Origin of the sequence: Natronomonas sp., assembly GCF_028274965.1 — an archaeon.
GTDB lineage: Archaea > Halobacteriota > Halobacteria > Halobacteriales > Haloarculaceae > Natronomonas.
The window spans coordinates 1-25774 of record NZ_JAQCNO010000058.1 but is presented as its reverse complement, the minus strand read 5'-3'; the positions used below and the strand labels follow the sequence as shown (position 1 = coordinate 25774).

Here is a 25774-nt window from a genome sequence, read left to right as displayed (position 1 = left end):
CGCTCTTTGGCCTTCGGCCGGAGCTTCTTGTACCCGCACTTCCGGCAGCTGTCGGCGCGTTTCGGGTTCCGGGCGTTACAGCGCATGCAGATCATCTTCTCGAGAATGCGCCTTTCTGCTTCCTCGAACTTTGCCATACCGACACGGAGAGGGCCCGAGCGCATAAACCTGACCGTTCGGTTGCGCCGACTCCCAGCGGCGCTCGCGCGACGAACAAAGCCTTTAGGCTGGACTGTCTACGTCCGACAAATGGTACTCGACGACCTGGGCAGTTCCCTCCGTGGAACGCTCGATACGCTACAGGGCAAGACGACTCTCTCGGAGGACGACGTCGAGGAGATCGTCAAGGAGATCCAGCGCTCGCTGCTCTCGGCCGATGTCGACGTCTCGCTGGTGATGGACCTCTCGGATTCGATCCGCGAGCGCGCCCTGAACGAGGAGCCGCCGGCCGGGACGACCGCCCGCGATCACGTCCTCAAGATCGTCTACGAGGAGATGGTCGGGCTGGTCGGCGAGTCGACGGAACTCCCCCTCGAGGAGCAGACGATCGTCCTCGCCGGGCTCCAGGGGTCGGGCAAGACGACGAGCGCCGCGAAGATGGCGTGGTGGTTCTCGAAGAAGGGGCTCCGCCCCGCCGTGATCCAGACCGACACGTTCCGCCCGGGCGCCTACGAACAGGCAAAGGAGATGACCGAGCGGGCCGAGGTCGAGTTCTACGGCGACCCCGACAACGACGACCCCGTCGACATCGCCGAGAAGGGCCTCGAGGCGACCGCCGGCGCGGACGTCCACATCGTCGACACCGCGGGCCGACACGCCCTCGAAGGGGACCTCATCGACGAGCTCGAGGAGATCGAGTCGGCGGTCGACCCCGACCGGAACCTGCTCGTCCTCGACGCGGCGATCGGGCAGGGCGCAAAGGACCAAGCCGAGCAGTTCCACGACGCGGTCGGCGTCGACGGCGTGGTGATCACGAAGCTCGACGGGACGGCCAAAGGCGGCGGCGCGCTGGCCGCCGTCGACCAGACGGACTCCTCGATCGCCTTCCTCGGGACCGGCGAGGAGGTCGCCGACATCGAGCGCTTCGAGGCCTCGGGGTTCATCTCCCGGCTGCTCGGGATGGGCGATCTCAAGCAGCTCTCCGAGCGCGTCGAGCGCGCGATGGCCGAGACCCAAGAGGAGGAGGACTGGGACCCCGAGGACCTGATGAAAGGGGAGTTCACGCTGAAGGACATGCGCAACCAGATGAACGCGATGAACCGGATGGGGCCGCTCGATCAGGTCCTCGATATGATCCCCGGGCTCGGCGGCGGGATCAAGGACCAGCTGCCGGACGACGCGATGGACATGACGCAGGACCGCCTCCGGGACTTCGAGATCATCATGGACTCGATGACCGAGACCGAACTAGAAACCCCCCGCGCGGTCGGCCAGAGCCAGATCGAACGCATCGCCCGCGGCTCCGGGAAGAGCGAGGAGACGGTCCGCGAGTTGCTCGAACAGCACAAGATGATGAGCCGGATGATGAAGCAGTTCCAGGGGATGGGCGACGGCGACATGCAGCGGATGATGAAACAGATGCAACAGGGCGGCGGTGGCGGTGGCGGCGGGGCCGGCGGCCTCGGCGGCATGGGGCCGTTCGGGGACTGACGACGCCGTCGGAACGCCCCCAAACCGTTATACCGGGGCCACAAGTACAGCCGGTAGGCGATGTCAGAGGGCAACCAGACGGTGCTGCTCGTCGACGACGAGCAGGAACTCGTCGACATATACGAGGTGTGGTTCGGCGACTCCTACGACATCGAGACCGCACACGACGGCCGGACCGCCCTCGAGACGTTCGACGAGAGCGTCGACGTCGTGTTGCTCGACCGGCGGATGCCCGGCATGTCCGGCGACGAGGTGCTCGAACGGCTCCGCGCGGACGGACACGACTGTCCCGTCGTGATGATCACCGCGGTCGAACCGGACGAGGGGATGATCGAACTGCCGTTCGACGAGTACGTCGTCAAGCCCGCCGACCGGGACGAACTGCTCGAGGTGGTCGACAGCGTCCTCAAACAGCGGGCCGACGACACCTCGAACGAGGTGCTCGACGCCCTCGGCGACACGAAGACGCGGCGCTGTTGTCGCGTGCTCAACGAGGCCGAACGGAGCGCCAGCGAGGTCGCCGAACTGACGGGGTACTCCCTGCCGACGGTCTATCGGCGGCTCAACACGCTCCGACAGACCGGGCTCATCGACAGCCGGACGCAGATCGACCCCGGCGGCGACCACTACGAGACGTTCCGGACGGTCACCGAGCGCGTCGTCGTCGATCTCGAGGAGTTCAGCGTCCGGGTCGATCCGATCGAGGACGGGCAGGCCTGACCCGTCCGATCGGCCGCCCGCTGTCCCCGGCGACACACATAACACCGTTCGGGACGAACCGCGAGTAGTGAACGCGCTCCGTTTTGTCTTGGTTGTCGCCCTCGTCGTCTCGGGCGTCGCGGTGGCGGTCCCCGCCGCCGGCGACGTCCCGGACGCCCGCATCGTCGTCTCCGACGTGTCGGTCTCGCCGACCGCCCCGGAGCCACAGAACACCACCACCGTCGAGTTCACCGTCGAGAACTCCGCCGGCAGCGCGACCGGCGTGGCGCTCGATCGGGTCGCCCTCGAGGCGCGCAACGACGACGCCGTCTACGCCGAGGCGAGCGGTCTCGGATCGCTGTCCGTCGGCGACGACGTCACGCTCGAACTCACGACGGCGTTTGAAACCGCCGGCGTTCGGGACCTCGCGCTCGTCGTCGAGACCGACGACGAGGACGGCACCACCGTCACCGCCACCCGCCCGGTGACGGTCGTCGTCGGCGGCGTCGACGCCGCGGGGGTCACGGACGACGTCCAGGTCGACGCCCGGACGGTCGATCCCGACGAACTCGAGGAGGACGAACAGCCCGACGTCGGCCTCTCGCCCGACGCCGTCCTCGGCGGCAACGACGACAGCGAGGAGGAGGACGAACAGCTCCGGACGTCGCTCATCAGGGTCGAGGTGACGAACTTCGGGACGGCGACGGCCCGGGACGTGACCGTTGCGCCGACGGCCGGAAACGAGTCGCTGCCCCGGCTGTCGGTGCCGAACGTCGCCGCCGGCGAGACGGAGAGCGTCCTCTTCGACGCCGGCGCGTTCGACGAGCCGACGCGGTTTGGCTTCGAGGCCGCGTACACGCTCGGCACGGATCGATCGACGAGCGACACGACCCTCGAGTACCGGCCCAACCGCGGCGAGATCGTCCTGACCGACATCGACGTGACCTTCGAGGACGGGACGGTGACGATAACCGGCAACGCGGCAAACAGGGGCCTCGGGGAGGTAAACAGCGCGATCGTCGCCGTCGAGGGCACCGAACACGTCTCCCCCGCCTACCCGGCGCGGAACTACTTCGTCGGCACCGTCCCCGAAAGCGAGTTCGTCCGGTTCGATCTCACCGCCGACGTCGACCGCGCGAACGCGACGGCGGTTCCGGTGACGGTGACGTACCTCGCCGGGGGCGAACCCTACGAGCGGACCGTCGAACTCCCGATCGACGGCGCGCCGAGCGACACCGGAGACGACTCCGGCGTGCCGCTGTCGATCGTCGCCCTCACGGCCGTGTCCGGGTCCGTGACGCTCGTCGGCGGCGCGGCGCTCGGCTGGAGGCGATCCCGTGGCCGCGATTGAGTTGGCCGGGGTGACCCGCCGGTACGACGCCGCCGGTGGCCCCGTCGTCGCGCTCGATGCGGTCTCGCTGTCCGTCGAGGAGGGGGCCTTCGTCGCGGTCATGGGTCCAAGCGGCAGCGGAAAGTCGACGCTTCTGAACGTCGTCGGGCTGCTTGATGCCCCCGACGAGGGCCGGATCTTGGTCGGCGACGAGGACGTGACCGACACCGACGTCGGCGAGCGGACGCGGATACGCAAGGAAACGGTCGGGTTCGTCTTCCAGGACTTCCATCTCATCCCGACGCTGTCCGCGGCCGAAAACGTCGCCGTGCCGACGATCTTCGACGCCGACCCGAAGCGCGATCGGGCCGCCGACCTGCTCGGGCGGGTCGGGCTGGGCGATCGTCTCGGTCACACGCCGAACGAGCTCAGCGGCGGACAGAAACAGCGGGTCGCGATCGCCAGATCGCTGATCAACCGGCCGTCGATCGTCCTCGCCGACGAGCCGACCGGCAACCTCGATCGCGACACCGGCGAGCGGATCCTCGACACGCTGACCGGGGTCACCGACCGCGGGGTCAGCGTCGTCGCCGTCACCCACGACCCGGCGGTCGCGGCGTACGCCGACCGGACGGTCGAACTGGAGGACGGAGCGATCGCGTGACCCGACTCCCGGCGCTTTTCGTCGCCCGCCGGAACCTCTCGCGGAACCGGCTCCGGTCGGCGCTCGCGGCGCTCGGCATCCTCGTCGGCGTCGTTGCGATCGCCTCGCTCGGCATCTTCGGGAACGTGCTCGCGGTCGGCGCGAGCGACGCCCTCGGGGACATCGGAACGCAGGTGATCGTCTCCCCGAACGCCGACGCCGGCTACCAGTCGATCGACGACGCGACCGTGACCGAGATCGAGCGCGCGACAGACGCCGGCACCGTCGTCCCGCTGAAAACCGACGGCGGGCTCGTCACCCGCGGCAGCAACTCGGCCGCCGCGACGATCTACGGGATCGAAAACCCCGCCTCGGTGTACACCGCCGCCGACGGGCGGCTCCCCGAGCGCCACAGACAGGGCGCGATCGTCGGCGCGGAGGTCGCGGAGACCCTTGAGGTCCGGGTCGGCGACAGCATCACCGTCGCCGGCGAGGACCACCGCGTGCTCGCCGTCTTAGAACCGGTCGAGGCGTTCTCGCCGGTCTCGCCGGACGACGCCGTGATGCTCCCCGAGTCCGACGTCGGCGGCGAGGGGTACCAACAGGTGCTCGTCCGGACCGAGACGGGCGCCGAGGCGACGGCGAGCGCGACGGCGATCCAGACGACGGTCAACGCCCGCGAGGAGCGCGTCGACGTCTTCGAGCTCTCCTCGATCGTCAACGAGATCGACGAGTTCTTCTCGCTGCTTTCGGGCTTTCTGATCGGTCTCGGCGGCATCTCGCTTTTCGTCGCCGGCGTCAGTATCCTCAACGTCATGCTCATGAGCACCGTCGAGCGCCGCCAGGAGATCGGCGTGCTCCGGGCCGTCGGCGTCCCCCGCCGGGCCGTCCTGCGGACGATGCTGTTCGAGGCGGCGCTGTTGGGGATCGTCGGCGCGCTGGGCGGGATCGTCGTCACCGTCGGACTCGTGGCCGTCCTCTACGCCGTGACGCCGGTCGAACTCGGGATGGTCCTCGACCCGCGCAACGGGCTGTACCTCCTCGGCGCGTTCGCCTTCGGGATCCTGATAAGCGTCGCGAGCGGGCTGTACCCGGCCTGGAAGGCGGCCAACGAGCGCCCGGTCGACGCGCTCCGGAGCTGACCGCGTCCCCGCCCCGCCCCGGCCCGACCCGGCGTCCGCGGCGCACGGAGCCGCCCGTCGACCGCGACACCTTTTATGATCGCGGCGCCTGAGTCACGACGAATGGTCGTCGGAGACATCGCAACGGGCACGGACGTACTGGTGATCGGCGGCGGTCCCGGCGGCTACGTGGCCGCGATCCGGGGCGGACAGCTCGGCCTGGACGTGACGCTCGTCGAGGCCGACGCCTACGGCGGGACGTGTCTCAACGAGGGCTGTATCCCATCGAAGGCGCTCATCCACGTGACGGGGCTGGCCCACGAGGCCGAACACGCGGAGGCGATGGGGCTGTACGCCCGCGCCGACATCGACGTCCAGGGGATGACCGAGTGGAAGGACGGCGTCGTCGACCGGCTGACGAGCGGCGTCGAGAAGCTCTGTAAGGCGAACGGGGTCAACCTGATCGAGGGCCGCGCGGAGTTCGTCGACGAACACACCGCCCGCGTCGTCCACGGCGGCGAGGGCCAGGGCAGCGAGTCGATCGAGTTCGAACACGCCGTCGTCGCGACGGGGAGCCGCCCGATCGAGTTACCCGGGTTCGGCTTCGACGGCGACCGGATCTGCGATTCGAGCGACGTCCTCTCGCTTGACTCGGTACCGGAGTCGGTCCTCGTCGTCGGCGGCGGATACATCGGTATGGAGCTGTCGACGATGCTCGCGAAGCTGGGGTCGAACGTGACCGTCGTCGAGATGCTCGATGACGTCCTCCCCGCCTACGGCGACGACATCGCCCGGGCCGTCCGGAGCCGCGCCGAGGACCTCGGCGTCGAGTTCAGCTTCGGCGAGGCCGCCACCGGCTGGACCGAAACGGCCGCCGCCGCCCGCGTCGCGACCGAGACCGAGGACGGCGAGACGAGCGAGTACACCGCCGAGCGGGTCCTCGTCGCCGTCGGCCGCCGGCCCGCCTCCGACACCTGCAACGTCGAGGCCGTCGGGCTCTCGCCGAACGATGCGGGGGTCCTCGAGACGGACGCGGCGACGAGAACCGATGTCGAACACGTCCACGCGGTCGGGGACGTGGCCGGCGAACCGATGCTCGCACACAAGGCCTACCGCGAGGGCCACGTCGCCGCGGAGGTCATCGCCGGCGAGCCGGCACGGCTCGACCAGCGGGCGATCCCCTCTGCGGTGTTCACCGACCCCGAGATCGGCAGCGTCGGGCTGGACGCAGAGGGGGCCGCCGCCGAGGGGTTCGACCCCGTCGTCGGGGAGATGCCGATGCGGGCCTCCGGCCGGGCGCTCACCCTCGGCGGCGGCGAGGGGTTCGTCAGACTCGTCGCGGACGCCGACACGGAGTTCGTCCTCGGCGCGCGGATCGTTGCCCCCCACGCTGCCGAACTGATCGCCGAGGTGGGCCTGGCGATCGAGATGGGCGCGCGACTCGAGGACGTCGCCGCGACGGTGCACACCCACCCGACGCTGTCGGAGGCGGTCGCCGAGGCGGCCGCAAACGCCCGAAACGCCGCCGTCCACACCCTGAACCGGTAGGTCCCACCCGATCGCTTTTACATTACGGCGGCGTACCGTCGGCCGATGAAAGCCCTCACGCTCGGCCCGAAGGGGACGTACTCACACCGCGCGACCGAATCGGTCAGCGACGATGTCGAGTTCGTCGAGTCGGTGACGGGGATCGTCGAAGGGGTCGCAAGCGGCGAGTACGAACGCGGGGTCGTCCCGATCGAGAACAGCATCGAGGGGTCGGTCACCGAGTCCCTCGACGCCCTCGCCGACCGCAACGTCGCCGTCGTCAGGGAGATCGTGACGCCGATCAAACACGCTCTGATGGCCCAGGCCGGCGAGTTCGAGACCGTCGCGAGCCACCCACAGGCGCTCGCGCAGTGTCGGGGGTTCCTGAGCGAGGAGTACCCGAGCGCGACGACCGAGGCGGTGGCCTCGACGGCCCGCGGCGTCGAGCGGGCCCGCGAGGACCCGACGACCGCCGCCATCGGCCACCCGGCGACCGCCGGCCCCGACCTCCAGGTGCTCGCCCAGGACATCCAGGACAGCACCTCGAACGCGACCCGGTTTGTCGTCCTCGCCCCAGAGACCGAGCGCTCCGACGCCGGCGGAAAGAGCTCCGTCATCATATACCCCAACACGAACTACCCCGGACTGCTCTTGGAGATGCTCGAACCGTTCGCCGAGCGGGACATCAACCTTTCCCGCGTCGAGTCCAGACCCAGCGGCGAGCGGCTCGGCGACTACATCTTCCACCTCGATTTCGCCGCCGGGCTCTACGAGGACCGGGCGCAGGCGGCCGTCGAGGAACTCAGAGACATCGCAACGCACGGGTGGGTGCGCATCCTCGGGTCCTACGACACCGAACACGTCCTCTGAGGCCCCGTCGCCGCCGGCCGTCGTGTCCACACGAGGGTTTTTTAATTGTGCCGTCGAAGGGGGAGATACGAGCAGATCCGGCCCGCACGGGAGGCGGGTCGGGTAGCCGCGGCCGTCAGATTTGACAACGCTTAAATCCCTTGAATATATATGTACCTGTAGTATCTCGTGACAGCTTCTTTCCCCAGTCAGACAAACACATGGTAGACGTAAGCCAACACAACCAGGTCCCGGAGCACAGGGTCCTCGATCGGGACGCCGTCGAGGACGTGCTCTCGGAGTACGACATCCGGCGCACAGACCTCCCGAAGATCAAACGCCGCGACGCCGCCCTCCCCGAGGACGCCGAGGTCGGCGACGTGATCGAGATCGTTCGGGACTCCCGGACGACCGACGAGGCGATCGTGTACCGCCTGGTGGTAGAATGAACAGAGAGGACAGACGCGCAATCTCCCGGGAGTACTTCTCGCGAGAACGGCTCGCGGAGCATCACTTCCGGTCGTTCAACAACTTCCTCGACCGCGGCATGCAGCGCGTCGTCGACGAGAAGGAGTCGATCGACACCGACATCGGCGACAAGGAGGGCCAGGAACCGGTCCGCGTCGACCTCTCGAACGTCCGGATCGTCACGCCGCGCGTCCGGGAGGCCGACGGCTCCGAGGAGCTGTTGTACCCACAGGAGGCCCGCCTCCGGAACATCACCTACTCCGCGCCGGTGTTCATGGAGATGTCGATCGTCCGCGGCGGCGACGAGGAGGAAGAACACGTCGTCGACCAGGCCGAAACGAAGGTCGGCCGGATGCCGGTCATGGTCGGCTCCGACAAGTGCAACATCGCCGATTTCACCCGCGAGGAGCTCGTCGAGATCGGCGAGGACCCCGCCGACCCCGGCGGCTACTTCATCGTCAACGGCTCCGAGCGCGTGTTGATGACGAGCGAGGACCTGGCCCCGAACAAGATCCTCGCGGAGTACGACACGAAGTACGGCGACGAGATCCAGATCGCCAAGACGTTCTCACAACGGCGCGGCTACCGCGCGTTGGTGCTCTGTGAGCGGAACCGAAGCGGCATCCTCGAGGTGTCGTTCCCCTCCGTGTCGGGCAGCATCAACTTCGTGACGCTCGTCAGGGCGCTCGGGCTCGAGTCCGACGAGGACATCGTCCACCGCGTCTCCGACGACCCCGAGATCGTGAAGTTCATGCTGGAGAACCTCGAGGCCGCCGAGGTCGGAACGACCGCCGAGGCGATCGAGACGCTCGGCCAGCGCGTCGCCGCCGGCCAGGGCAAGAACTACCAGCTGAAACGCGCCAACTACGTCATCGACCGGTACCTCCTGCCGCACCTCCACGAGGAGGGCGTCGAGGACGAGGAGGTCCGGATGAACAAGGCGGTGTACCTCTGTCGGATGGCCGAGGCCTGTTTCGAACTCGCCTTGGGGCGACGGGAGTCAGACGACAAGGACCACTACGCGAACAAGCGGCTCAAGGTCTCCGGCGACCTGATGAAAGACCTGTTCCGGACGGCGTTGAATAAACTGGCCCGGGACGTGAAGTACCAACTCGAACGGGCGAACATGCGGAACCGACAGCTCTCGGTGAGCACGGTCGTCCGCTCGGACGTGCTGACCGAGCGGCTCGAACACCCGATCGCGACGGGCAACTGGGTCGGCGGCCGCTCGGGCGTCTCCCAGCTCGTCGACCGGACGGACTACATGGGCGTTTTGAGCCACCTCCGCCGGCTCCGATCACCGCTTTCGCGCTCGCAGCCGCACTTCGAGGCGCGGGACCTCCACGCCACGCAGTGGGGGCGCATCTGCCCCTCCGAGACGCCGGAGGGCCCGAACTGCGGGCTGGTGAAGAACTTCGCACAGGCGATGGAGCTCTCACAGAACGTCGACGACGAGCGCGGGCTGAAACGCGAACTCGCGTCGATGGGCGTCGAGGGCATCCCGGGAATCGAGACGGTCGAAACACACGCGGCGGACGACTAACATGAGCCAAGGACGAGAAGCGAAAGTGTACGTCAACGGGAGCCTCATCGGCACCCATCCGGATCCGCACAGACTCGCAAACGACATCCGCGAATCGCGGCGGCGCGGGGAGATCGACGAGATGGTCAACGTCTCGGTCCGGGACAGAACCGACGAGGTCATCGTCAACGCCGACGCCGGCCGCGCGCGCCGCCCGCTCATCGTCGTCGAGGACGGCGAGCCCCTGATGAGCGACGAGGAGCTACAGGCCGTCACGGACGGCGACCTGGCGTTCGAGTCGCTCGTCGACCGCGGGTACGTCGAGTTCATCGACGCCGAGGAGGAAGAGGACATCCTCGTCGCCGTCGACGAGGAGGAGCTATCGGAGGACCACACCCACCTCGAGATCGACCCACAGTTGATGTTCGGGATCGGAGCGGGCATGATCCCGTACCCCGAGCACAACGCCTCGCCGCGGATCACGATGGGCTCGGGGATGATCAAACAGTCGCTGGGACTGCCGAGCGCGAACTACCGGATCAGACCCGACACGCGACAGCACCTCCTGCACTACCCGCAACTGTCGATCGTCAAGACCCAGACCACCGAACAGATCGGGTACGACGACCGACCGGCGGCGCAGAACTTCGTCGTCGCGGTCATGAGCTACGAGGGGTTCAACATCGAGGACGCCCTCGTCATGAACAAAGCGAGCGTCGAGCGGGCGCTCGCCCGGTCGCATTTCTTCCGGACCTACGAGGGCGAGGAGCGCCGCTACCCCGGCGGCCAGGAGGACCGCTTCGAGATCCCCGAGGAGGACGTCCGCGGCGCCCGGGGCGAGGAGGCCTACACCCACCTCGACGAGGACGGCCTCGTCAACCCCGAGACGCCCGTCGGCGAAAACGACGTGCTGCTCGGCAAGACCTCGCCGCCGCGCTTTCTCGAGGAGCCCGACGACATGGGCGGACTCAGCCCACAAAAGCGCCGCGAGACCTCCGTGACGATGCGCTCCGGGGAGTCCGGGGTCGTCGACACCGTGACGCTGATGGAGGGCGAGGACGGCTCGAAGCTCTCGAAGGTGAAGGTCAGAGACGAGCGGGTCCCGGAGTTGGGCGATAAGTTCGCCTCCCGGCACGGCCAGAAGGGCGTCGTCGGCCACCTCGCGCCCCAGGAGGACATGCCGTTCACCCAGGACGGGCTCGTGCCCGACCTCGTGTTGAACCCCCACGCGTTGCCCTCCCGGATGACCGTCGGGCACATCCTCGAGATGCTCGGCGGCAAGGTCGGCTCCCTCGAGGGGCGACGCGTCGACGGCACGCCCTTCCAGGGCGAAAACGAGGACGAGCTCCGCGAGGCGCTCGTCGAACGCGGCTTCGACTCCAACGGCAAGGAGGTTATGTACTCCGGGATCACCGGCGAGAAGATCGAGGCGGAGATCTTCGTCGGCGTCATCTTCTATCAGAAGCTCTACCACATGGTCTCGAACAAACTGCACGCCCGCTCGCGCGGTCCCGTGCAGGTGTTGACCCGTCAGCCGACCGAGGGCCGGGCCCGCGAGGGCGGCCTCCGGATCGGCGAGATGGAGCGGGACGTCTTCATCGGCCACGGCGCGGCCATGACGCTCAAAGAGCGGCTCCTCGATGAGTCCGACCGCGAGGACATCTACGTCTGCGGACAGTGCGGCATGAGCGCCGTCGAGAACGTCGAACAACGGCGCGTCTACTGTCCGAACTGCGACGAGGAGACCGACGTCCACGAGGTCGAGATGAGCTACGCGTTCAAACTGCTGCTCGACGAGATGAAGGCGCTGGGTATCGCTCCCCGAATCGAACTGGAGGACGCTGTATAATGCAAGGACAAACACCGAAGGAGATCGGCTCGTTGAGTTTCGGGCTGATGGACCCCGAGGAGTACCGCAACATGTCGGCCACGAAGATAATCACGGCCGACACGTACGACGACGACGGCTTCCCGATCGACATGGGCCTGATGGACCCGCGGCTCGGCGTCATCGACCCCGGCCTCGAGTGTAAGACCTGCGGGAAACACAGCGGGTCGTGCAACGGGCACTTCGGACACATCGAGCTCGCCGCCCCCGTGATCCACGTCGGCCACGCGAAGCTCATCCGGCGGCTGCTGCGGGGCACCTGCCGGGAGTGCGGCCGGCTGACGCTCGCGGACCCCTCGGACCGCGAGTACCGCCGCGAGTACTTCAGCGACCGCGACGACACGCCGCCGCGGTCGTGGTTCGTCAGCCCCGAGGACGCCCGAAGCGCCCAGGAGAAGGCCGAACAGGCCGCCGAGCGGAAACGACAGCAGTTCAAAGACCAGCTCGAACGAACCCGCGATCTCAGGGAGGACCCCTCCGACGTGCTGAAGGCCGCGATCAGACAGGCCAGGGACGCGGACTACTGCCCGTACTGCACCGAGGACGACGACTACCGGGAGGGCTACCCGACGGCCCAGTACGACGTCAGCCACGAAAAGCCCTCGACGTACCTCGAACAGGCCCCCGTCCCCGACAGCGACGTCAGGGACCTCCTCGCCGAGGCGCTCGAGGGCGGCGAGGGCGGCACGGAGATCGAACTCGACGAGCTCGTTGAGGCGGTCAACGACGTGATCGCCACGTGGGGCGGCGACGCGTCGATCACCGTCGCCGACATCAGCCGGCTGATGAGCGGGCAGGGGCCGGGCGACAGCGAGCGGATCGGCCGCGAGCACGTCTCGCTGCTTCAGATCATGAGCGAGCTGATGTCCTCGAGCGGCCCGTTCGGCGGCCGCTTCGAGAACACGCCCGCGTCGGACTTTCTCGTCTCCTACAGCGGCGACAAGCTGATGCCGAGCAACATCCGGGACCGCTTCGAGGCGATCCCCGACGACGACATCGAGACGCTCGGGATCAACGCCGACCGCTCGCGCCCGGAGTGGATGATCCTGACCGTGCTGCCGGTCCCGCCGGTCACCGCGCGGCCGTCGATCACGCTGGACAACGGCCAGCGCTCCGAGGACGACCTCACGCACAAGCTGGTCGACATCATCCGGATCAACCAGCGGTTCATGGAGAACCGCGAGGCCGGCGCGCCCCAGTTGATCATCGAGGACCTCTGGGAGCTGTTGCAGTACCACGTCACGACGTTCATGGACAACGAGATCAGCGGCACGCCGCCGGCCAGACACCGCTCGGGCCGCCCGCTGAAGACGCTCTCACAGCGACTGAAGGGCAAGGAGGGCCGCTTCCGCGGCTCGCTTTCGGGCAAGCGGGTGAACTTCTCGGCCCGGACGGTCATCTCGCCGGACCCGACGCTCAGCCTGAACGAGGTGGGCGTCCCCGACCGGGTCGCGACCGAGATGACACAGACGATGAACGTCAACGAGCGGAACCTCGAGGACGCCCGCCGGTACGTCTCGAACGGCCCCGAGACCCACCCGGGCGCGAACTACGTCAAACGCCCCGACGGCCGCCGCCTGAAGGTGACCGAAAAGAACTGCGAGGAGCTCTCCGAGAAGATCCAACCCGGCTGGGAGGTCGCCCGTCACCTCATCGACGGCGACATCGTGATCTTCAACCGCCAGCCCTCGCTGCACCGGATGTCGATCATGGCCCACGAGGTGGTCGTGATGCCGTACAAGACGTTCCGACTGAACACCGTCGTCTGTCCGCCGTACAACGCCGACTTCGATGGCGACGAGATGAACATGCACGCGCTGCAAAACGAGGAGGCCCGCGCCGAGGCGCGCGTGCTCATGCGCGTCCAAGAGCAGATCCTCAGCCCGCGGTTCGGCGAGAACATCATCGGCGCGATCCAGGACCACATCTCGGGGCTGTACCTGCTCACCCACGAGAACCCCCGGTTCAACGAGACGCAGGCGCTCGATCTGCTCCGGGCGACGAGCATCGACGAGCTCCCGGCCGCGGACGGCACCGACGACGGCGGCCTCGCGTACTGGACGGGCCGGTCGATCTTCTCCGAACTCCTCCCGGACGGTCTCAGCCTCGAGTTCGCCTCCTCGGCGGGCGACGACGTCGTCATCGAGGACGGCCAGCTCGTCTCGGGGACCATCGACGAGGACGCGGTCGGCGCCTTCGGCGGCGAGGTCGTCGACACGATCTGTAAGGTGTACGGCAACACCCGCGCCCGCGTGTTCGTCAACGAGGTCGCGACGCTCGCGATGCGGTCGATCATGCACTTCGGGTTCTCGATCGGGATCGACGACGAGTCGATCGAGCGCGAGGCCGAAGAGCAGATCACCGAGGCGATCGACAACGCCAACGAGCGCGTCGAGACGCTCATCGACACCTACCGCCGCGGCGAACTCGAGTCGCTGCCCGGGCGGACCGTCGACGAGACCCTCGAGATGAAGATCATGCAGACGCTCGGCAAGGCCCGCGACTCCGCGGGCGACATCGCCGACGACCACTTCGACAGCGACAACCCGGCGGTCGTCATGGCACAGTCCGGCGCCCGGGGCTCGATGCTCAACCTGACGCAGATGGCCGGCTGCGTCGGCCAACAGGCCGTCCGCGGCGAGCGGATCAACCGTGGCTACGAGGACCGGACGCTGAGTCACTTCAAGCCGAACGACCTCTCGGCGGACGCCCACGGCTTCGTCGAGAACTCCTACCGGAACGGCCTGACGCCGAAGGAGTTCTTCTTCCACGCGATGGGCGGCCGCGAGGGGCTGGTCGATACGGCCGTCCGGACCTCCAAGTCCGGCTACCTCCAGCGCCGGCTCATCAACGCGCTCTCGGAACTCGAAGCGCAGTACGACGGGACGGTCCGGGACACCTCGGACACGGTCGTCCAGTTCGAGTTCGGCGAGGACGGCACCTCGCCGGTCCGGGTCTCCTCCTCGGAGGAGTTCGACATCGACATCGAGTCGATCGCCGACCGGATCGTCGACGAGGAGTTCGACTCCGAGGAGCAGAAAGCGGAGTTCCTGGGGATACAGGAGCCGAAGACGAACCTCTCGGAACACGGCGACTCGTGGCGCTCGGCCGCGGGCAGCCTGGAGGTCGAGTCGGATGACTGAGATCACCGACGGGATGGAGTCGACCGTCGAGGGGACCGACCTGCCGCGGCGGCTCAAGGAGAACCTCTACGAGACGATCCGCGGACGCGAGGACATGACCGAGTCCCACGTCGAGGAGATCACCGAGGCCGTCGAGTCGCAGTACCTCGAGAGCCGGATCGACCCGCTCGATCCGGTCGGCACCGTCTCCGCACAGAGCATCGGCGAGCCCGGAACGCAGATGAGCGTTCCCGCAGACGAGCGCGTGATCGTCCGCCGGAACGGCGAAACCGACGTCACAGAGATCGGCCCGCTCGTGGACTCACTGATGGAGGGCCGCGAGACACGGACGGTCGACGACCACGAGGTCGCTCTCGCGCCGGAGGGGCTGGAGGTTCCGAGCCTCTCGCGCGAGGAGGCGGTCGAGTGGAAGCCGGTCGAAGAGATCAGCCGACACGAAACGCCGGCGGAACTGCTCCGGTTCGAACTGGAATCCGGACGATCGATCCGAGCAACAAAGGCCCACTCGTTCGTGACGCGGGAGGACAACGAGGTCGTTCCGGTTGCCGGCGAAGACCTCGATACTGGGGACTGGCTTCCGATCGTTTCGTCGCTGGACAGCACGGACGGCGACTCGATCGATCTGCGCGAGTATCTCCCGGCGAGCGACTACTGGTACACGTCCGCACTGACTGACGGCGGCGTCGAGTCCGTTCCGGGGGGATCGGATCAGCTCCGGAACAAACGTGTCGCCCTCGATAAGGGGACACTCGAAGAGCACGCCGTATACCCCGTGCAGGGAACGGTCGGGCTTCCGGAACAGCTCCCGCTGGACGAAGAGACGGGCTTCTTTATCGGCGCGTGGCTCGCCGAGGGGTCGGTAACGGACCACTACGTCTCAGTATCGAACGTCGACTCCGAATTCCAGTCGCGGATCCGTTCGTTCGCGGCACGGTTCGATCTCTCTGTAAACGAATACGAGAACCGAAGCGGCTTCGGGACCGGCCACGATATCCGTATAAACGGCACCGTCCTCGCCGATCTCATCCGCGCCGTTTGCACTGAGAACGGCGACAAAACCGTCCCCGGATTCACGCTCGGTGCTAACGACGCGTTCGTCGCCGGACTGCTCCGGGGTTACTTCAGCGGTGACGGGAACGTCAGCGAGAGTGCCGTACGTTCCAGTTCGACGAGCGAACGACTGACCGCTGGCATTGCGCTACTGCTCGCCCGATTCGAAATACATGCAACGCTCACTCAACGGGACGGCTCCCGGACGCTTCGAGTCCCGAAAAAGCACGTTCCGCGGTTCCACGATCGGGTCGGAATGGTCGGCGAACGCGGGACCGAACTCGAAGAGGTAGCCGAGACAGTCGATCCGAACGGTCCCGACACGACCGACCAGATCCCGAACTTCGGGGACGCGCTCGAAACGGTTGCGAGCGCCGCAAACATCCCGAAGCGACAGGTGAATAGCGCATCTGATCGACAGCGCATCGGCCGAAACCGCCTCGCTCGGCTCGTTGCCGAAGCCGAAGACGCGCTTGAGGGGAGCCTTTCGGAGCTCGATTCGCTTCGTCGGGCGGTCGCCGGTGATGTCGTCTGGGACCGTATCGAATCCATCGAGACGATCGAGAGCGATCACGAGTACGTCTACGACCTCTCGGTCGAAGGGCTCGAGACGTTCACGACCGCCGAGGGCGTCGTGACGCACAACACGATGAACACGTTCCACTACGCCGGCGTCGCCGAGATCGATGTCACCCAGGGCCTCCCGCGGCTCATCGAGCTCGTCGACGCCAGAAAGACGCCCGACACGCCGATGATGACGGTCCACCTCGACGGCGTGTACGCGACGGACCGCGAGAAGGCCCACGAGGTCGTCTGGAACATCGAGGCGACCCGCATCCTCGCGTTGGGCGACGTCTCGACGAACGTCGCAGACATGCTGGTCCAGATCGACCTCAACGAGCAGACGCTCTCCGAGCGGTGGCCGACGATCGACAGCGTCGACGACGTCGCCGCCCGGATCGCCGGCACGATCGAGTCCGAACTCGGCGTCGAGACGGACCGCCCGTCGTCGACGCTCATCCAGTTCGGCCCCGAGGAGCCCTCCTACCGGCAGCTGTTACAGCTCGTCGAGGAGCTCCGCGAGATCGTGTTCAAGGGCATCGAGGAGATCAGCCGGGTCGTCATCCGCAAGGAGGACCTCGACGACGGCGGCGAGGAGTTCATCCTCTACACCGAGGGATCGAACCTCAAGGAGGTCCTCGACATCGAGGGCGTCGACGCCTCCCGGACGACGTGTAACAACATCCACGAGATCCACAACAATCTCGGCATCGAGGCGGCCCGCGAGGCGATCATCGAGGAGACGATGAACACGCTCGAAGAGCAGGGCCTCGACGATGTGAACATCAGACACCTGATGCTCGTCGCGGACATCATGACGAACAACGGCGAGATCGAGTCGATCGGCCGACACGGCATCTCCGGGAACAAGGACTCGGTGCTCGCGCGCGCGGCCTTCGAGGTGACGGTGAACCACCTGATGGACGCGGCCATCCACGGCGAGGTCGACGACCTCGACGGCGTCACCGAGAACGTCATCGTCGGCAAGCCGATCCGTCTCGGCACGGGCGACGTCGATCTGCGGATGGGGGCCAGACAGCCCGGCGGCTCCTCGGCGGACGACTGAGCCACGCATATGGGACTCACCCTCTCCGACGACGCCCGGCGCTACATCGCGCTGTTCGACGAACAGACGGAGGTGCCGGCCCTCGATTGCGTGCTCGATGACCCCTACGATCGTGTGGTCTTCGTCGTCCCCGCCGGGACGATGGGACAGGCGATCGGTCCCGGCGGCGAGCACGTCCAACGGGTCGAATCCAAGATCGGCCGCGACGTGGTCGTCGTCGAACACGCCGACGCCCCCGACGACTTCGTCGCCAACGCCCTCGCGCCGGCGGCCGTCTACAACGTCACGCTGAGCGGCGACGACGACACCGTCGCCTACGCCGAGGTCGACAGCGCGGACCGGGGCGTCGCCATCGGCAAGGACGGCCGCCGGATCGACCTCGCGCGGCGGCTCGCGGCCCGACACTTCGGGATCGCCGACGTCGAGTTGGCCTGAAGCGACGCCGCCGGAGCCGACCAGCCCGCCCGGATCCCCGAAAAGGGACGCTTAAGTAGCTCCGCAGGGAACAAATGCGTACTATGGCGAACGGCAAATACGCCGCGCGCAAACTCAAGAAGGACCGCCAGAAACACCGGTGGTCCGACTCCGATTACGCGCGCCGTGCCCGCGGACTCAGCAAGAAGTCCGACCCCCTCGAGGGGGCCCCGCAGGGCCGGGGCATCGTCCTCGAGAAGGTCGGTATCGAAGCGAAACAACCCAACTCGGCCATCCGGAAGTGCGTCCGGGTTCAACTCATCAAGAACGGCAAGCAGGTCACCGCCTTCTGCCCCGGCGACGGTGCCATCTCCTTTATCGACGAGCACGACGAGGTCACCATCGCCGGCATCGGCGGTGCGAAGGGCCGCGCGATGGGCGATCTCTCCGGCGTCAACTACAAAGTCGAGAAGGTGAACGGGGTTTCGATGATCGAACTCGTCCGCGGGAACGCGGAGAAGCCCGTCCGATGAGCTCGGAAGCGCCCGAGCCCGACGCGCCGGCCGCGACCGACGACGAGCGCGTCTCGGCGGAGCTGTTCGGCGAGTACGGCGTCGACGGGATCGAGTACTCGGACCCCTCGACGCGGCGGTACATCACGGTGACGCCGATCGCTCACACGATGGGCCGACACTCCGAAAAGCAGTTCAAAAAGTCCGAGATCAGCGTCGTCGAGCGGCTGATCAACCGCCTGATGCAGACCGAGGAGAACACCGGCAAGAAACAGCAGGCGACCCGGATCGTCCGCGAGGCGTTCGGGATCGTCGAGAGCCGGGCCGACGAAAACCCCGTCCAGGTCCTCGTGACGGCCGTCGAGAACGCCGGGCCCCGCGAGGAGACGGTGCGGCTGAAGTACGGCGGCATCTCCGTGCCGAAAGCCGTCGACGTCGCCCCTCAGCGCCGCGTCGATCAGGCGCTGAAGTTCATCGCACAGGGCACCCAAAACGCCTCGTTCAAGACGACGACGTCCGCCGCGGAGGCGCTGGCGAACCAACTCGTCGGCGCGGCGAACTACGACCTCAACGCCTATCCGATCAACCAGAAAGAAGAACAGGAACGCGTCGCCGCGGCGGCGCGCTGACCGCCCCACTCGGTCGTTTTCGACGCTCGTTTCTCCGCTCTCTCCTCCCGACCCCTCGGCTCGCGCCCGGACTCAATCGGCCGCCCGCTCGCGCCCGACGGTGTACTCACGGGTCACGTCGACGAGCGTCTTCCGGTACTCCGACTCGCCGGGGTCGGGCCCGAGCGACCGGAAGTGCCGCTTGAACCGCTTCAGCGGGACGTCCGGCGCGTCGGCGGCGGCCGCGTCCGCCAGATCGTACAGACGGTGTCCGGGGTCGATCGCGTCGTGTCGCTCCAACAACGCGAGCGCGAACGCGGCGTTGACCGCCGTGATGTCCGGGTCGGCCGCGTCCGTCCGGCGCTCCCAGCCTCCGGGCGCCGACGGCGGCGAGTCGGCGAGCGCGCCCGCGAGTGAGGACTCCATGAACCCGACGAGCTTCCCCGTCGGCCCGATGTCGAGCGTGATGTCGTCGGCGTAGATGTCCTTCATGTGGTTGGCGATCTGGTAGCAATGCGAGAGCTTCCGGCGCTCGACGCTGCGCCCGGCGAGGGCCAAAAACAGCGCCTCGTCGGTCGACTGCCGGTGCGACGGGTGGGCCTCCTCGTAGCGGGCCATGTGGGCGAACTCGTGCAGCGCGAGCTCCCGGGCCATCGCCGAGGTAGCGGCGCGGCGCGAAACGACCAACTCGTGGCGGTCGTCGTAGTGACTCGCCATCGTCCGCTCGTCGGGGTCGGCCCGGACCTCCACGACGACCGGGCGCTTGAGGTCGTACTCGGTGGCGAGGAGGTCGCGGGCGCTCAAAAACGGCTCGGCGGGACCGCCGCCCGTCACGCGAACATCCATGTCAGTTCTTGCCACGTGCTCTGCGGGTTTGACTGTTACGCCCTCCGCGCGCCGGGGCGTCCGCGCTTGAGTCGCCGCTCGGATCCTCACGCCCCGGTCGGGTCGTCCGCCGCGCGCGAAACGACACCGCGGTGAAACACTACGCTTTTCACGCTGCTGACGAAAAAAGGTGGTATAATGGGCCGACGCAAGAAAATCGTACAGGAGTGTGAACGGCTGATGGACAACCCGGAGCACATCCGGAACATCGCCATCGCCGCACACGTCGACCACGGGAAGACGACGCTGACCGACAACCTGCTCGCCGGCGCGGGCATGATCGCCGAGGAGAGCGCGGGCCAACAGCTCGCGATGGACACCGAGGAGGACGAACAGGAACGGGGCATCACCATCGACGCGGCGAACGTCTCGATGACCCACGAGTACGAGGACACGAACCACCTGATCAACCTCATCGACACGCCCGGCCACGTCGATTTCGGCGGCGACGTGACGCGGGCGATGCGGGCCGTCGACGGCGCCTTGGTGGTCGTCGACGCCGTCGAGGGCGCGATGCCGCAGACCGAGACCGTCCTCCGGCAGGCGCTGCGCGAGGGGGTCAAGCCGGCGCTTTTCATCAACAAGGTCGATCGGCTCATCTCCGAACTCCAGGAGGGTCCCGAGGAGATGCAACAGCGACTCATGGGCGTCATCGGCGACGTCAACGAACTCATCCGCGGGATGACCGAGGAGATGGACGACATCGACGAGGACTGGACGGTCTCCGTCGAGGAGGGCACCGTCGGGTTCGGCTCCGCGCTGTACAAGTGGGGCGTCTCGATGCCCTCGATGCAGCGGACCGGCATGGACTTCGGCGACATCATCGACCTCGAGAAGGCGGACAAGCGCCAGGAACTCCACGACCGGACGCCGCTTTCCGACGTCGTCCTCGATATGGTCTGTGAGCACTTCCCGAACCCGATCGCCGCACAGCCCCACCGGATCCCCCGCATCTGGCGCGGCGACGCCGAGTCGGATCTCGCCGGGACGATGCGCATGGTCGACGAGGACGGCGAGCTCGTCCTCATGGTCACCGACATCGGGATCGACCCTCACGCCGGCGAGATCGCCGCCGGCCGGGTCTTCTCGGGGACGATCGAGAAGGGCCAGGAGCTGTACGTCTCCGGGACCGCCGGGAGGAACCGCGTCCAGAGCGTCGGCATATACATGGGCGGCGAGCGCGAGGAGGTCGATCACGTCCCCGCGGGCAACATCGCCGCCGTCACCGGTCTCCGGGACGCCATCGCCGGATCGACGGTCTCCTCGGTGGAGATGACGCCCTTCGAGTCCATCGAGCACATCTCCGAGCCGGTCATCACGAAAAGCGTCGAGGCCAGAAGCATGGACGACCTGCCGAAGCTCATCGAGACGCTCCAGCAGGTCGCAAAGGAGGACCCGACCATCCAAATCGAGATCAACGAGGACACCGGCGAGCACCTCATCTCCGGGCAGGGCGAGCTCCACCTCGAGGTGATCACCCAACGCATCGAGCGCAACCAGGGGATCCCGGTCAACACGGGCGAACCGATCGTCGTCTACCGCGAATCGCCACAGACCGACTCCCGCGAGGTCGAGGGGCGCTCGCCGAACAACCACAACCGGTTTTACATCACCGTCGAGCCGCTCGACGACGACATCGTCGAGTCGATCAAGCTCGGCGACGCGTCGATGGACATGCCCGAACTCGAGCGCCGCGAGGCGCTCATGGAACAGGGCATGGACAAGGACACGGCCCAGAACGTCGAGCACATCTTCAACACGAACGTCTTCATCGACGACACGAAGGGGATCCAGCACCTCAACGAGACGATGGAGCTCGTCATCGAGGGGTTAGAGGAGGCCCTCGACGACGGCCCGCTCGCCGCCGAGCCCGTCGAGGGCGCCTTGGTCCGACTGCACGACGCCCGCCTCCACGAGGACGCTATCCACCGGGGGCCGGCCCAGGTCATCCCGGCCGTCCGCCGGGCGGTCCACAACGCGCTCATGGACGCCGACATCAAGCTGCTCGAACCGATCCAGGAGGTCCGCATCGACGTCCCGAACGAGCACATGGGCGCGGCGTCGGGCGAGATCCAGGGCCGCCGCGGCCGGGTCGACGACATGTACCAGGAGGGCGACCTCATGGTCGTCGAGGGGATCGCGCCCGTCGACGAGATGATCGGGTTCTCCTCGGACATCCGCTCGGCGACCGAGGGCCGAGCCTCCTGGAACACCGAAAACGCCGGGTTCCGCGTCATGGCCGACAACCTCCAACCGGAGATCATCGAGGGGATCCGCGAGCGGAAGGGCATGAAACTCGAGTTGCCCGAGCAGGTCGACTACTTCTAACGGGCCCCGACCGATCCCGCGATCGCGGGCTCCGACGGCGTTTTCGAATGGTGGCGTTCTTATACTCGGCGACACTGAACCGTAGTAATGAACGAACGATCGGAGGGGAGCCGATGAGCGACGCCGGTACGCGGTCCTACACCGTCCGGCTGGAACTCGTCGACGAACCCGGGGAACTGCTCGGCGCGCTCGAACCGATCGCCGATAGCGGCGGGAACCTCCTTTCGATCTTCCACGAGCGCGGCAACGTCACGCCCCGCGGTCGGATCCCGGTCGAGGTCGACCTCGAAGCGACCGAAGCGCAGTTCGAAACCATCGTTGACGCCCTCCGGAGCTCGGGCGTCAACGTCATCCGGGCCGGAACCGAGCGGTACAGCGAGGAGCTGACGGTCGTCCTCGTCGGTCACCTCGTCGAGACGGACCTCTCCGATAGCCTCCAGCGGTTCCGCGAGTGCGGCGGCGTCTCGGTCGCCGACCTCTCGCTTTCGGCGCCGGCGGGTACCGAGGCCCCATCGAGCGCCCGACTCAGGCTCGTCGCGAGCGAGGGCCGAAGCTCGAAGGCGCTCTCTGCGGTCCGGGAGGTCGCCGCCGAGAAGGGCCTCCGCGTCGTCGAGCCGCTCACGGAGGGGTCGGCGTGAACGTCGCCGTGTTGGGCGCCGGTGCGGTCGGCACCTCCGTCGTCGAGTTGGCCGGTGAGTACGGCCACGACGTCGTCGCCGTCGCCGATTCGTCGAGCGCGGCCGTCGACGACGACGGCCTCGACGCCGCGGCGATCCTCGAGGCGAAGCGATCCGGCGGCGCCGTCGGCGACGCCGCCCCCGAGGCGGCCTTCGATGCGGCCTACGACGTGCTCGTCGAGGCGACGCCGACGACGCTCGGCGACGCCGAACCCGGGTTTTCGCACGTCCGGCGGGCGCTCGAGGCCGACCGCCACGTCGTTCTCGCGAACAAGGGCCCGGTCGCCGAACGCTACGAGGACGTCCGCGCCCTGGAGGCCGACTCCGCGGGCACGGTGCTTTTCGAGGCGGCGGTCGGGGGCGCGATCCCGGTCCTCTCGACGATCGCGGACCTCAACGGCCAGGTCACGGCCGCCCGCGGCGTGCTCAACGGGACGGCGAACTTTGTCCTCAGCCGGATGGCTGCCGAGGGCCTCGGCTACGAACACGTCCTGGCCGAAGCAAAGGACCTCGGTGTCGCCGAGGCCGACCCGAGTTTCGACGTCGAGGGGACCGACGCGGCGCTGAAATGCGTCATCCTCGCGAACGTCCTTTATCAGGAGACCTACACGCTCGAGGACGCCGAGGTTGAGGGGATCGCCGACCTCCCGGGCAGCGCCCTGGAGTTGGCCGCCGAGGACGGGCGGACGATCCGGCTCGTCGGCGAGGTCTCCGACGGGCGCGTCCGGGTCGGTCCCCGGTTGGTCCCCGAAAACGGGACGCTCGCGGTCTCGGGAACGCTCAACATCGTCCAACTGGAGACGACCCACGCCGGACGGCTGAACATCTCCGGGAGGGGCGCCGGCGGCCCCGAAACGGCCAGCGCCGTGCTTGCCGACATCGGTCGCCTCCCGCCCGCCGGCCGAAACTGAGCCGACGACGACGCGCACCCCGTGGTATCGGGTCGCAAACCGCCCGAGGCGTCCGGATTCGGCTGAACCCTTTCGAAATCGTTTTACGGGACACCGACGAAAGATGCGGATACAGCGCACCCGCGCGTGAGTTAATAATGAGCGACATACCCCACCAGAATCTGGCCGTCATCGGCCACGTCGACCACGGAAAGAGTACAATGGTCGGGCGGCTCCTCTTCGAGACTGGGAGCGTCCCCGAGCACGTAATCGAGCAGTACCGAGAGGAAGCCGAGGAGAAGGGCAAGGGCGGCTTCGAGTTCGCCTACGTCATGGACAACCTCGCCGAGGAGCGAGAGCGTGGTGTCACGATCGACATCGCCCACCAGGAGTTCGACACCGACAAGTACAATTTCACCATCGTCGACTGTCCGGGCCACCGCGACTTCGTGAAGAACATGATCACGGGCGCGAGCCAGGCCGACAACGCGGTCCTCGTCGTCGCCGCCGACGACGGCGTCCAGCCGCAGACACAGGAGCACGTCTTTTTGGCCCGGACGCTGGGCATCGACGAGCTCATCGTCGCGGTCAACAAGATGGACCTCGTCGACTACGACGAGTCCAAGTACAAGGCCGTCGTCGAGGAGGTCAAGGAGCTGCTCCAGCAGGTCCGCTTCGACGTCGACGACGCCGAGTTCATCCCGACCTCGGCCTTCGAGGGCGACAACGTCTCCGAGGACTCGGAGAACACGCCGTGGTACGACGGCCCGACGCTGCTCCAATCGCTGAACAACCTCCCGGAGCCCCAGCCGCCGACGGACGCGCCGCTTCGGCTGCCGATTCAGGACGTCTACACCATCTCCGGGATCGGAACGGTCCCGGTCGGCCGCGTCGAGACGGGGATCCTCAACACCGGCGACAACGTCTCCTTCCAGCCCTCCGACGTGGGCGGGGAGGTCAAGACGGTCGAGATGCACCACGAGGAGGTGCCGAAGGCCGAACCCGGCGACAACGTCGGGTTCAACGTCCGCGGCATCGGCAAGGACGACATCCGCCGCGGCGACGTCTGCGGCCCCGCCGAGGACCCGCCGACGGTCGCCGAGACGTTCCAGGCACAGGTCGTCGTCATGCAGCACCCTTCGGTGATCACGGCCGGCTACACGCCCGTGTTCCACGCCCACACCGCACAGGTCGCCTGCACGATCGAGTCGATCGACAAGAAGATCGATCCCTCCTCCGGCGAGGTCGCCGAGGAGAACCCGGACTTCATCCAGTCGGGCGACGCGGCCGTCGTGACGGTCCGTCCCCAGAAGCCGCTCAGCATCGAGTCCTCGAACGAGATCCCCGAGCTGGGCAGCTTCGCCATCCGCGACATGGGTCAGACCGTCGCGGCCGGCAAAGTCCTCAGCGTCAACGAGCGATAACGCATGCAGCAGGCACGCGTTCGCCTCGCGGGCACGGCTCCTGAGGACCTCGACAACATCTGCGACGATGTCCGCGAGATCGCGGACAAGACGGGTGTGACGCTGTCGGGCCCGGTTCCGCTTCCGACGAAAACGCTGGAGATCCCCGCGCGCAAGTCCCCCGACGGCGAGGGGACGGCGACGTGGGAACACTGGGAGATGCGCGTCCACAAGCGGCTCATCGACATCGACGCCGACGAGCGCGCGCTCAGACAGCTCATGCGGATCCAAGTCCCGAACGACGTCTCGATCGAGATCGTCCTCGAGGACTGACGCGCCGACGGCGCGAACCCCCGCGAACCGCGGGCGGCGTGTCCGTTGCAGTGCTCACGCGCTTGCGCGCGATCGTTCCCGGTCGCCTCCTGCGATCGGAAGAGTGAAACGGCGTTCCCGGCAATCACGGACTGCGGGCTCGTAGATCAGCGGCAGATCGCTTCCTTCGCAAGGAAGAGGCCCCGGGTTCAAATCCCGGCGAGTCCA

At 67.4% G+C, this 25774-nt stretch carries 22 protein-coding genes and 1 tRNA gene; 21 read left to right on the top strand and 2 right to left on the bottom strand.

All coding sequences use genetic code 11. The annotated features are described in order from the left end of the window. Positions 1 to 137 (bottom strand): 50S ribosomal protein L40e (locus Q0916_RS09450; protein ID WP_299236916.1); only part of this gene is annotated, 137 nt, incomplete at its 3' end. A gap of 112 nt (positions 138 to 249) precedes the next feature. On the opposite strand from Q0916_RS09450, the gene Q0916_RS09445 reads away from it, so the two are divergent. From Q0916_RS09445 to Q0916_RS09375, 15 genes are all read left to right on the top strand, one after another. Beyond that, positions 250 to 1650, top strand: coding sequence for a signal recognition particle protein Srp54 (locus Q0916_RS09445; RefSeq protein WP_299236910.1), 1401 nt, complete (start codon positions 250 to 252; stop codon positions 1648 to 1650). 60 nt (positions 1651 to 1710) lie between these two features. After that, positions 1711 to 2370: a response regulator transcription factor gene (locus Q0916_RS09440; RefSeq protein WP_299236908.1), complete on the top strand. Its 660-nt coding sequence runs from the start codon at positions 1711 to 1713 to the stop codon at positions 2368 to 2370. 67 nt (positions 2371 to 2437) lie between these two features. Further along, positions 2438 to 3700, top strand: coding sequence for a hypothetical protein (locus Q0916_RS09435; RefSeq protein ID WP_299236906.1), 1263 nt, complete (start codon positions 2438 to 2440; stop codon positions 3698 to 3700). Next, entirely contained in the window at positions 3687 to 4343 is a 657-nt protein-coding gene (locus tag Q0916_RS09430; RefSeq protein WP_299236904.1) for an ABC transporter ATP-binding protein, read from the top strand. The genes Q0916_RS09435 and Q0916_RS09430 overlap by 14 nt, the downstream gene beginning before the upstream one ends. Then, positions 4340 to 5464, top strand: coding sequence for an ABC transporter permease (locus tag Q0916_RS09425; RefSeq protein ID WP_299236901.1), 1125 nt, complete (start codon positions 4340 to 4342; stop codon positions 5462 to 5464). Before Q0916_RS09430 ends, Q0916_RS09425 begins: the two co-directional genes overlap by 4 nt. A 102-nt stretch (positions 5465 to 5566) precedes the next feature. After that, on the top strand, positions 5567 to 6991 hold the full coding sequence (lpdA, locus tag Q0916_RS09420; protein ID WP_299236899.1) for a dihydrolipoyl dehydrogenase: 1425 nt from the start codon (positions 5567 to 5569) through the stop codon (positions 6989 to 6991). Between the two features lie 45 nt (positions 6992 to 7036). After that, positions 7037 to 7840, top strand: a complete 804-nt coding sequence (gene pheA, locus Q0916_RS09415) for a prephenate dehydratase (protein WP_299236897.1) — start codon at positions 7037 to 7039, stop codon at positions 7838 to 7840. Positions 7841 to 8040: 200 nt separating this feature from the next. Next, on the top strand, positions 8041 to 8268 hold the full coding sequence (locus Q0916_RS09410; RefSeq protein ID WP_299236895.1) for a DNA-directed RNA polymerase subunit H: 228 nt from the start codon (positions 8041 to 8043) through the stop codon (positions 8266 to 8268). Next, positions 8265 to 9830 (top strand): DNA-directed RNA polymerase subunit B'', encoded by a 1566-nt coding sequence (locus Q0916_RS09405; RefSeq protein WP_299236893.1) that lies wholly within the window; start codon positions 8265 to 8267, stop codon positions 9828 to 9830. Before Q0916_RS09410 ends, Q0916_RS09405 begins: the two co-directional genes overlap by 4 nt. A gap of 1 nt (position 9831) precedes the next feature. Next, a complete protein-coding gene (gene rpoB / locus Q0916_RS09400) occupies positions 9832 to 11658 on the top strand; it encodes a DNA-directed RNA polymerase subunit B (RefSeq protein ID WP_299236891.1) in 1827 nt (608 codons plus the stop codon). After that, entirely contained in the window at positions 11658 to 14840 is a 3183-nt protein-coding gene (locus tag Q0916_RS09395) for a DNA-directed RNA polymerase subunit A' (RefSeq protein ID WP_349254521.1), read from the top strand. The genes rpoB and Q0916_RS09395 overlap by 1 nt, the downstream gene beginning before the upstream one ends. Beyond that, positions 14833 to 17517 (top strand): DNA-directed RNA polymerase subunit A'', encoded by a 2685-nt coding sequence (locus Q0916_RS09390; protein WP_349254520.1) that lies wholly within the window; start codon positions 14833 to 14835, stop codon positions 17515 to 17517. The genes Q0916_RS09395 and Q0916_RS09390 overlap by 8 nt, the downstream gene beginning before the upstream one ends. Before the next feature lie 9 nt (positions 17518 to 17526). Continuing rightward, positions 17527 to 17952, top strand: coding sequence for a NusA-like transcription termination signal-binding factor (locus tag Q0916_RS09385; RefSeq protein WP_299236889.1), 426 nt, complete (start codon positions 17527 to 17529; stop codon positions 17950 to 17952). Between the two features lie 83 nt (positions 17953 to 18035). After that, positions 18036 to 18464, top strand: coding sequence for a 30S ribosomal protein S12 (locus Q0916_RS09380; RefSeq protein ID WP_299236887.1), 429 nt, complete (start codon positions 18036 to 18038; stop codon positions 18462 to 18464). Further along, complete coding sequence (locus Q0916_RS09375; RefSeq protein WP_299236885.1) at positions 18461 to 19072, top strand: 30S ribosomal protein S7; 612 nt, start codon at positions 18461 to 18463, stop codon at positions 19070 to 19072. The genes Q0916_RS09380 and Q0916_RS09375 overlap by 4 nt, the downstream gene beginning before the upstream one ends. 72 nt (positions 19073 to 19144) lie before the next feature. Here Q0916_RS09375 and Q0916_RS09370 read toward each other — a convergent pair whose 3' ends face one another. After that, entirely contained in the window at positions 19145 to 19897 is a 753-nt protein-coding gene (locus tag Q0916_RS09370; protein ID WP_299236883.1) for a DUF5781 family protein, read from the bottom strand. Positions 19898 to 20074: 177 nt separating this feature from the next. Between Q0916_RS09370 and Q0916_RS09365 the strand changes: the two genes are divergently transcribed. From Q0916_RS09365 to Q0916_RS09340, 6 genes are all read left to right on the top strand, one after another. Further along, positions 20075 to 22264, top strand: coding sequence for an elongation factor EF-2 (locus tag Q0916_RS09365; protein ID WP_299236882.1), 2190 nt, complete (start codon positions 20075 to 20077; stop codon positions 22262 to 22264). 113 nt (positions 22265 to 22377) lie between these two features. After that, on the top strand, positions 22378 to 22902 hold the full coding sequence (locus tag Q0916_RS09360; protein WP_299236880.1) for an amino acid-binding protein: 525 nt from the start codon (positions 22378 to 22380) through the stop codon (positions 22900 to 22902). Further along, positions 22899 to 23852 carry a homoserine dehydrogenase gene (locus Q0916_RS09355; protein WP_299236878.1) on the top strand — a complete coding sequence of 318 codons (954 nt, stop codon included), beginning with the start codon at positions 22899 to 22901 and terminating at the stop codon, positions 23850 to 23852. The genes Q0916_RS09360 and Q0916_RS09355 overlap by 4 nt, the downstream gene beginning before the upstream one ends. A gap of 137 nt (positions 23853 to 23989) precedes the next feature. Continuing rightward, positions 23990 to 25255, top strand: coding sequence for a translation elongation factor EF-1 subunit alpha (gene tuf / locus Q0916_RS09350; RefSeq protein ID WP_299236877.1), 1266 nt, complete (start codon positions 23990 to 23992; stop codon positions 25253 to 25255). Between the two features lie 3 nt (positions 25256 to 25258). Continuing rightward, positions 25259 to 25567 carry a 30S ribosomal protein S10 gene (gene rpsJ, locus Q0916_RS09345; protein ID WP_015410669.1) on the top strand — a complete coding sequence of 103 codons (309 nt, stop codon included), beginning with the start codon at positions 25259 to 25261 and terminating at the stop codon, positions 25565 to 25567. A 135-nt stretch (positions 25568 to 25702) separates the two neighbouring features. Further along, positions 25703 to 25774, top strand: a tRNA-Ala gene (locus Q0916_RS09340).

Excerpts from the sequence above, each read along its gene's own strand:
- Q0916_RS09360 (WP_299236880.1), top strand. The coding sequence starts at position 22,378 with ATGAGCGACGCCGGTACGCGGTCCTACACCGTCCGGCTGGAACTCGTC.
- rpsJ (WP_015410669.1), top strand. The coding sequence starts at position 25,259 with ATGCAGCAGGCACGCGTTCGCCTCGCGGGCACGGCTCCTGAGGACCTC.
- pheA (WP_299236897.1), top strand. The coding sequence starts at position 7,037 with ATGAAAGCCCTCACGCTCGGCCCGAAGGGGACGTACTCACACCGCGCG.
- Q0916_RS09365 (WP_299236882.1), top strand. The coding sequence starts at position 20,075 with ATGGGCCGACGCAAGAAAATCGTACAGGAGTGTGAACGGCTGATGGAC.
- tuf (WP_299236877.1), top strand. The coding sequence starts at position 23,990 with ATGAGCGACATACCCCACCAGAATCTGGCCGTCATCGGCCACGTCGAC.
- Q0916_RS09440 (WP_299236908.1), top strand. The coding sequence starts at position 1,711 with ATGTCAGAGGGCAACCAGACGGTGCTGCTCGTCGACGACGAGCAGGAA.
- rpoB (WP_299236891.1), top strand. The coding sequence starts at position 9,832 with ATGAGCCAAGGACGAGAAGCGAAAGTGTACGTCAACGGGAGCCTCATC.
- lpdA (WP_299236899.1), top strand. The coding sequence starts at position 5,567 with ATGGTCGTCGGAGACATCGCAACGGGCACGGACGTACTGGTGATCGGC.
- Q0916_RS09445 (WP_299236910.1), top strand. The coding sequence starts at position 250 with ATGGTACTCGACGACCTGGGCAGTTCCCTCCGTGGAACGCTCGATACG.
- Q0916_RS09380 (WP_299236887.1), top strand. The coding sequence starts at position 18,036 with ATGGCGAACGGCAAATACGCCGCGCGCAAACTCAAGAAGGACCGCCAG.
- Q0916_RS09390 (WP_349254520.1), top strand. The coding sequence starts at position 14,833 with ATGACTGAGATCACCGACGGGATGGAGTCGACCGTCGAGGGGACCGAC.
- Q0916_RS09370 (WP_299236883.1), bottom strand. The coding sequence starts at position 19,897 with ATGGATGTTCGCGTGACGGGCGGCGGTCCCGCCGAGCCGTTTTTGAGC.
- Q0916_RS09405 (WP_299236893.1), top strand. The coding sequence starts at position 8,265 with ATGAACAGAGAGGACAGACGCGCAATCTCCCGGGAGTACTTCTCGCGA.
- Q0916_RS09395 (WP_349254521.1), top strand. The coding sequence starts at position 11,658 with ATGCAAGGACAAACACCGAAGGAGATCGGCTCGTTGAGTTTCGGGCTG.
- Q0916_RS09375 (WP_299236885.1), top strand. The coding sequence starts at position 18,461 with ATGAGCTCGGAAGCGCCCGAGCCCGACGCGCCGGCCGCGACCGACGAC.
- Q0916_RS09410 (WP_299236895.1), top strand. The coding sequence starts at position 8,041 with ATGGTAGACGTAAGCCAACACAACCAGGTCCCGGAGCACAGGGTCCTC.
- Q0916_RS09385 (WP_299236889.1), top strand. The coding sequence starts at position 17,527 with ATGGGACTCACCCTCTCCGACGACGCCCGGCGCTACATCGCGCTGTTC.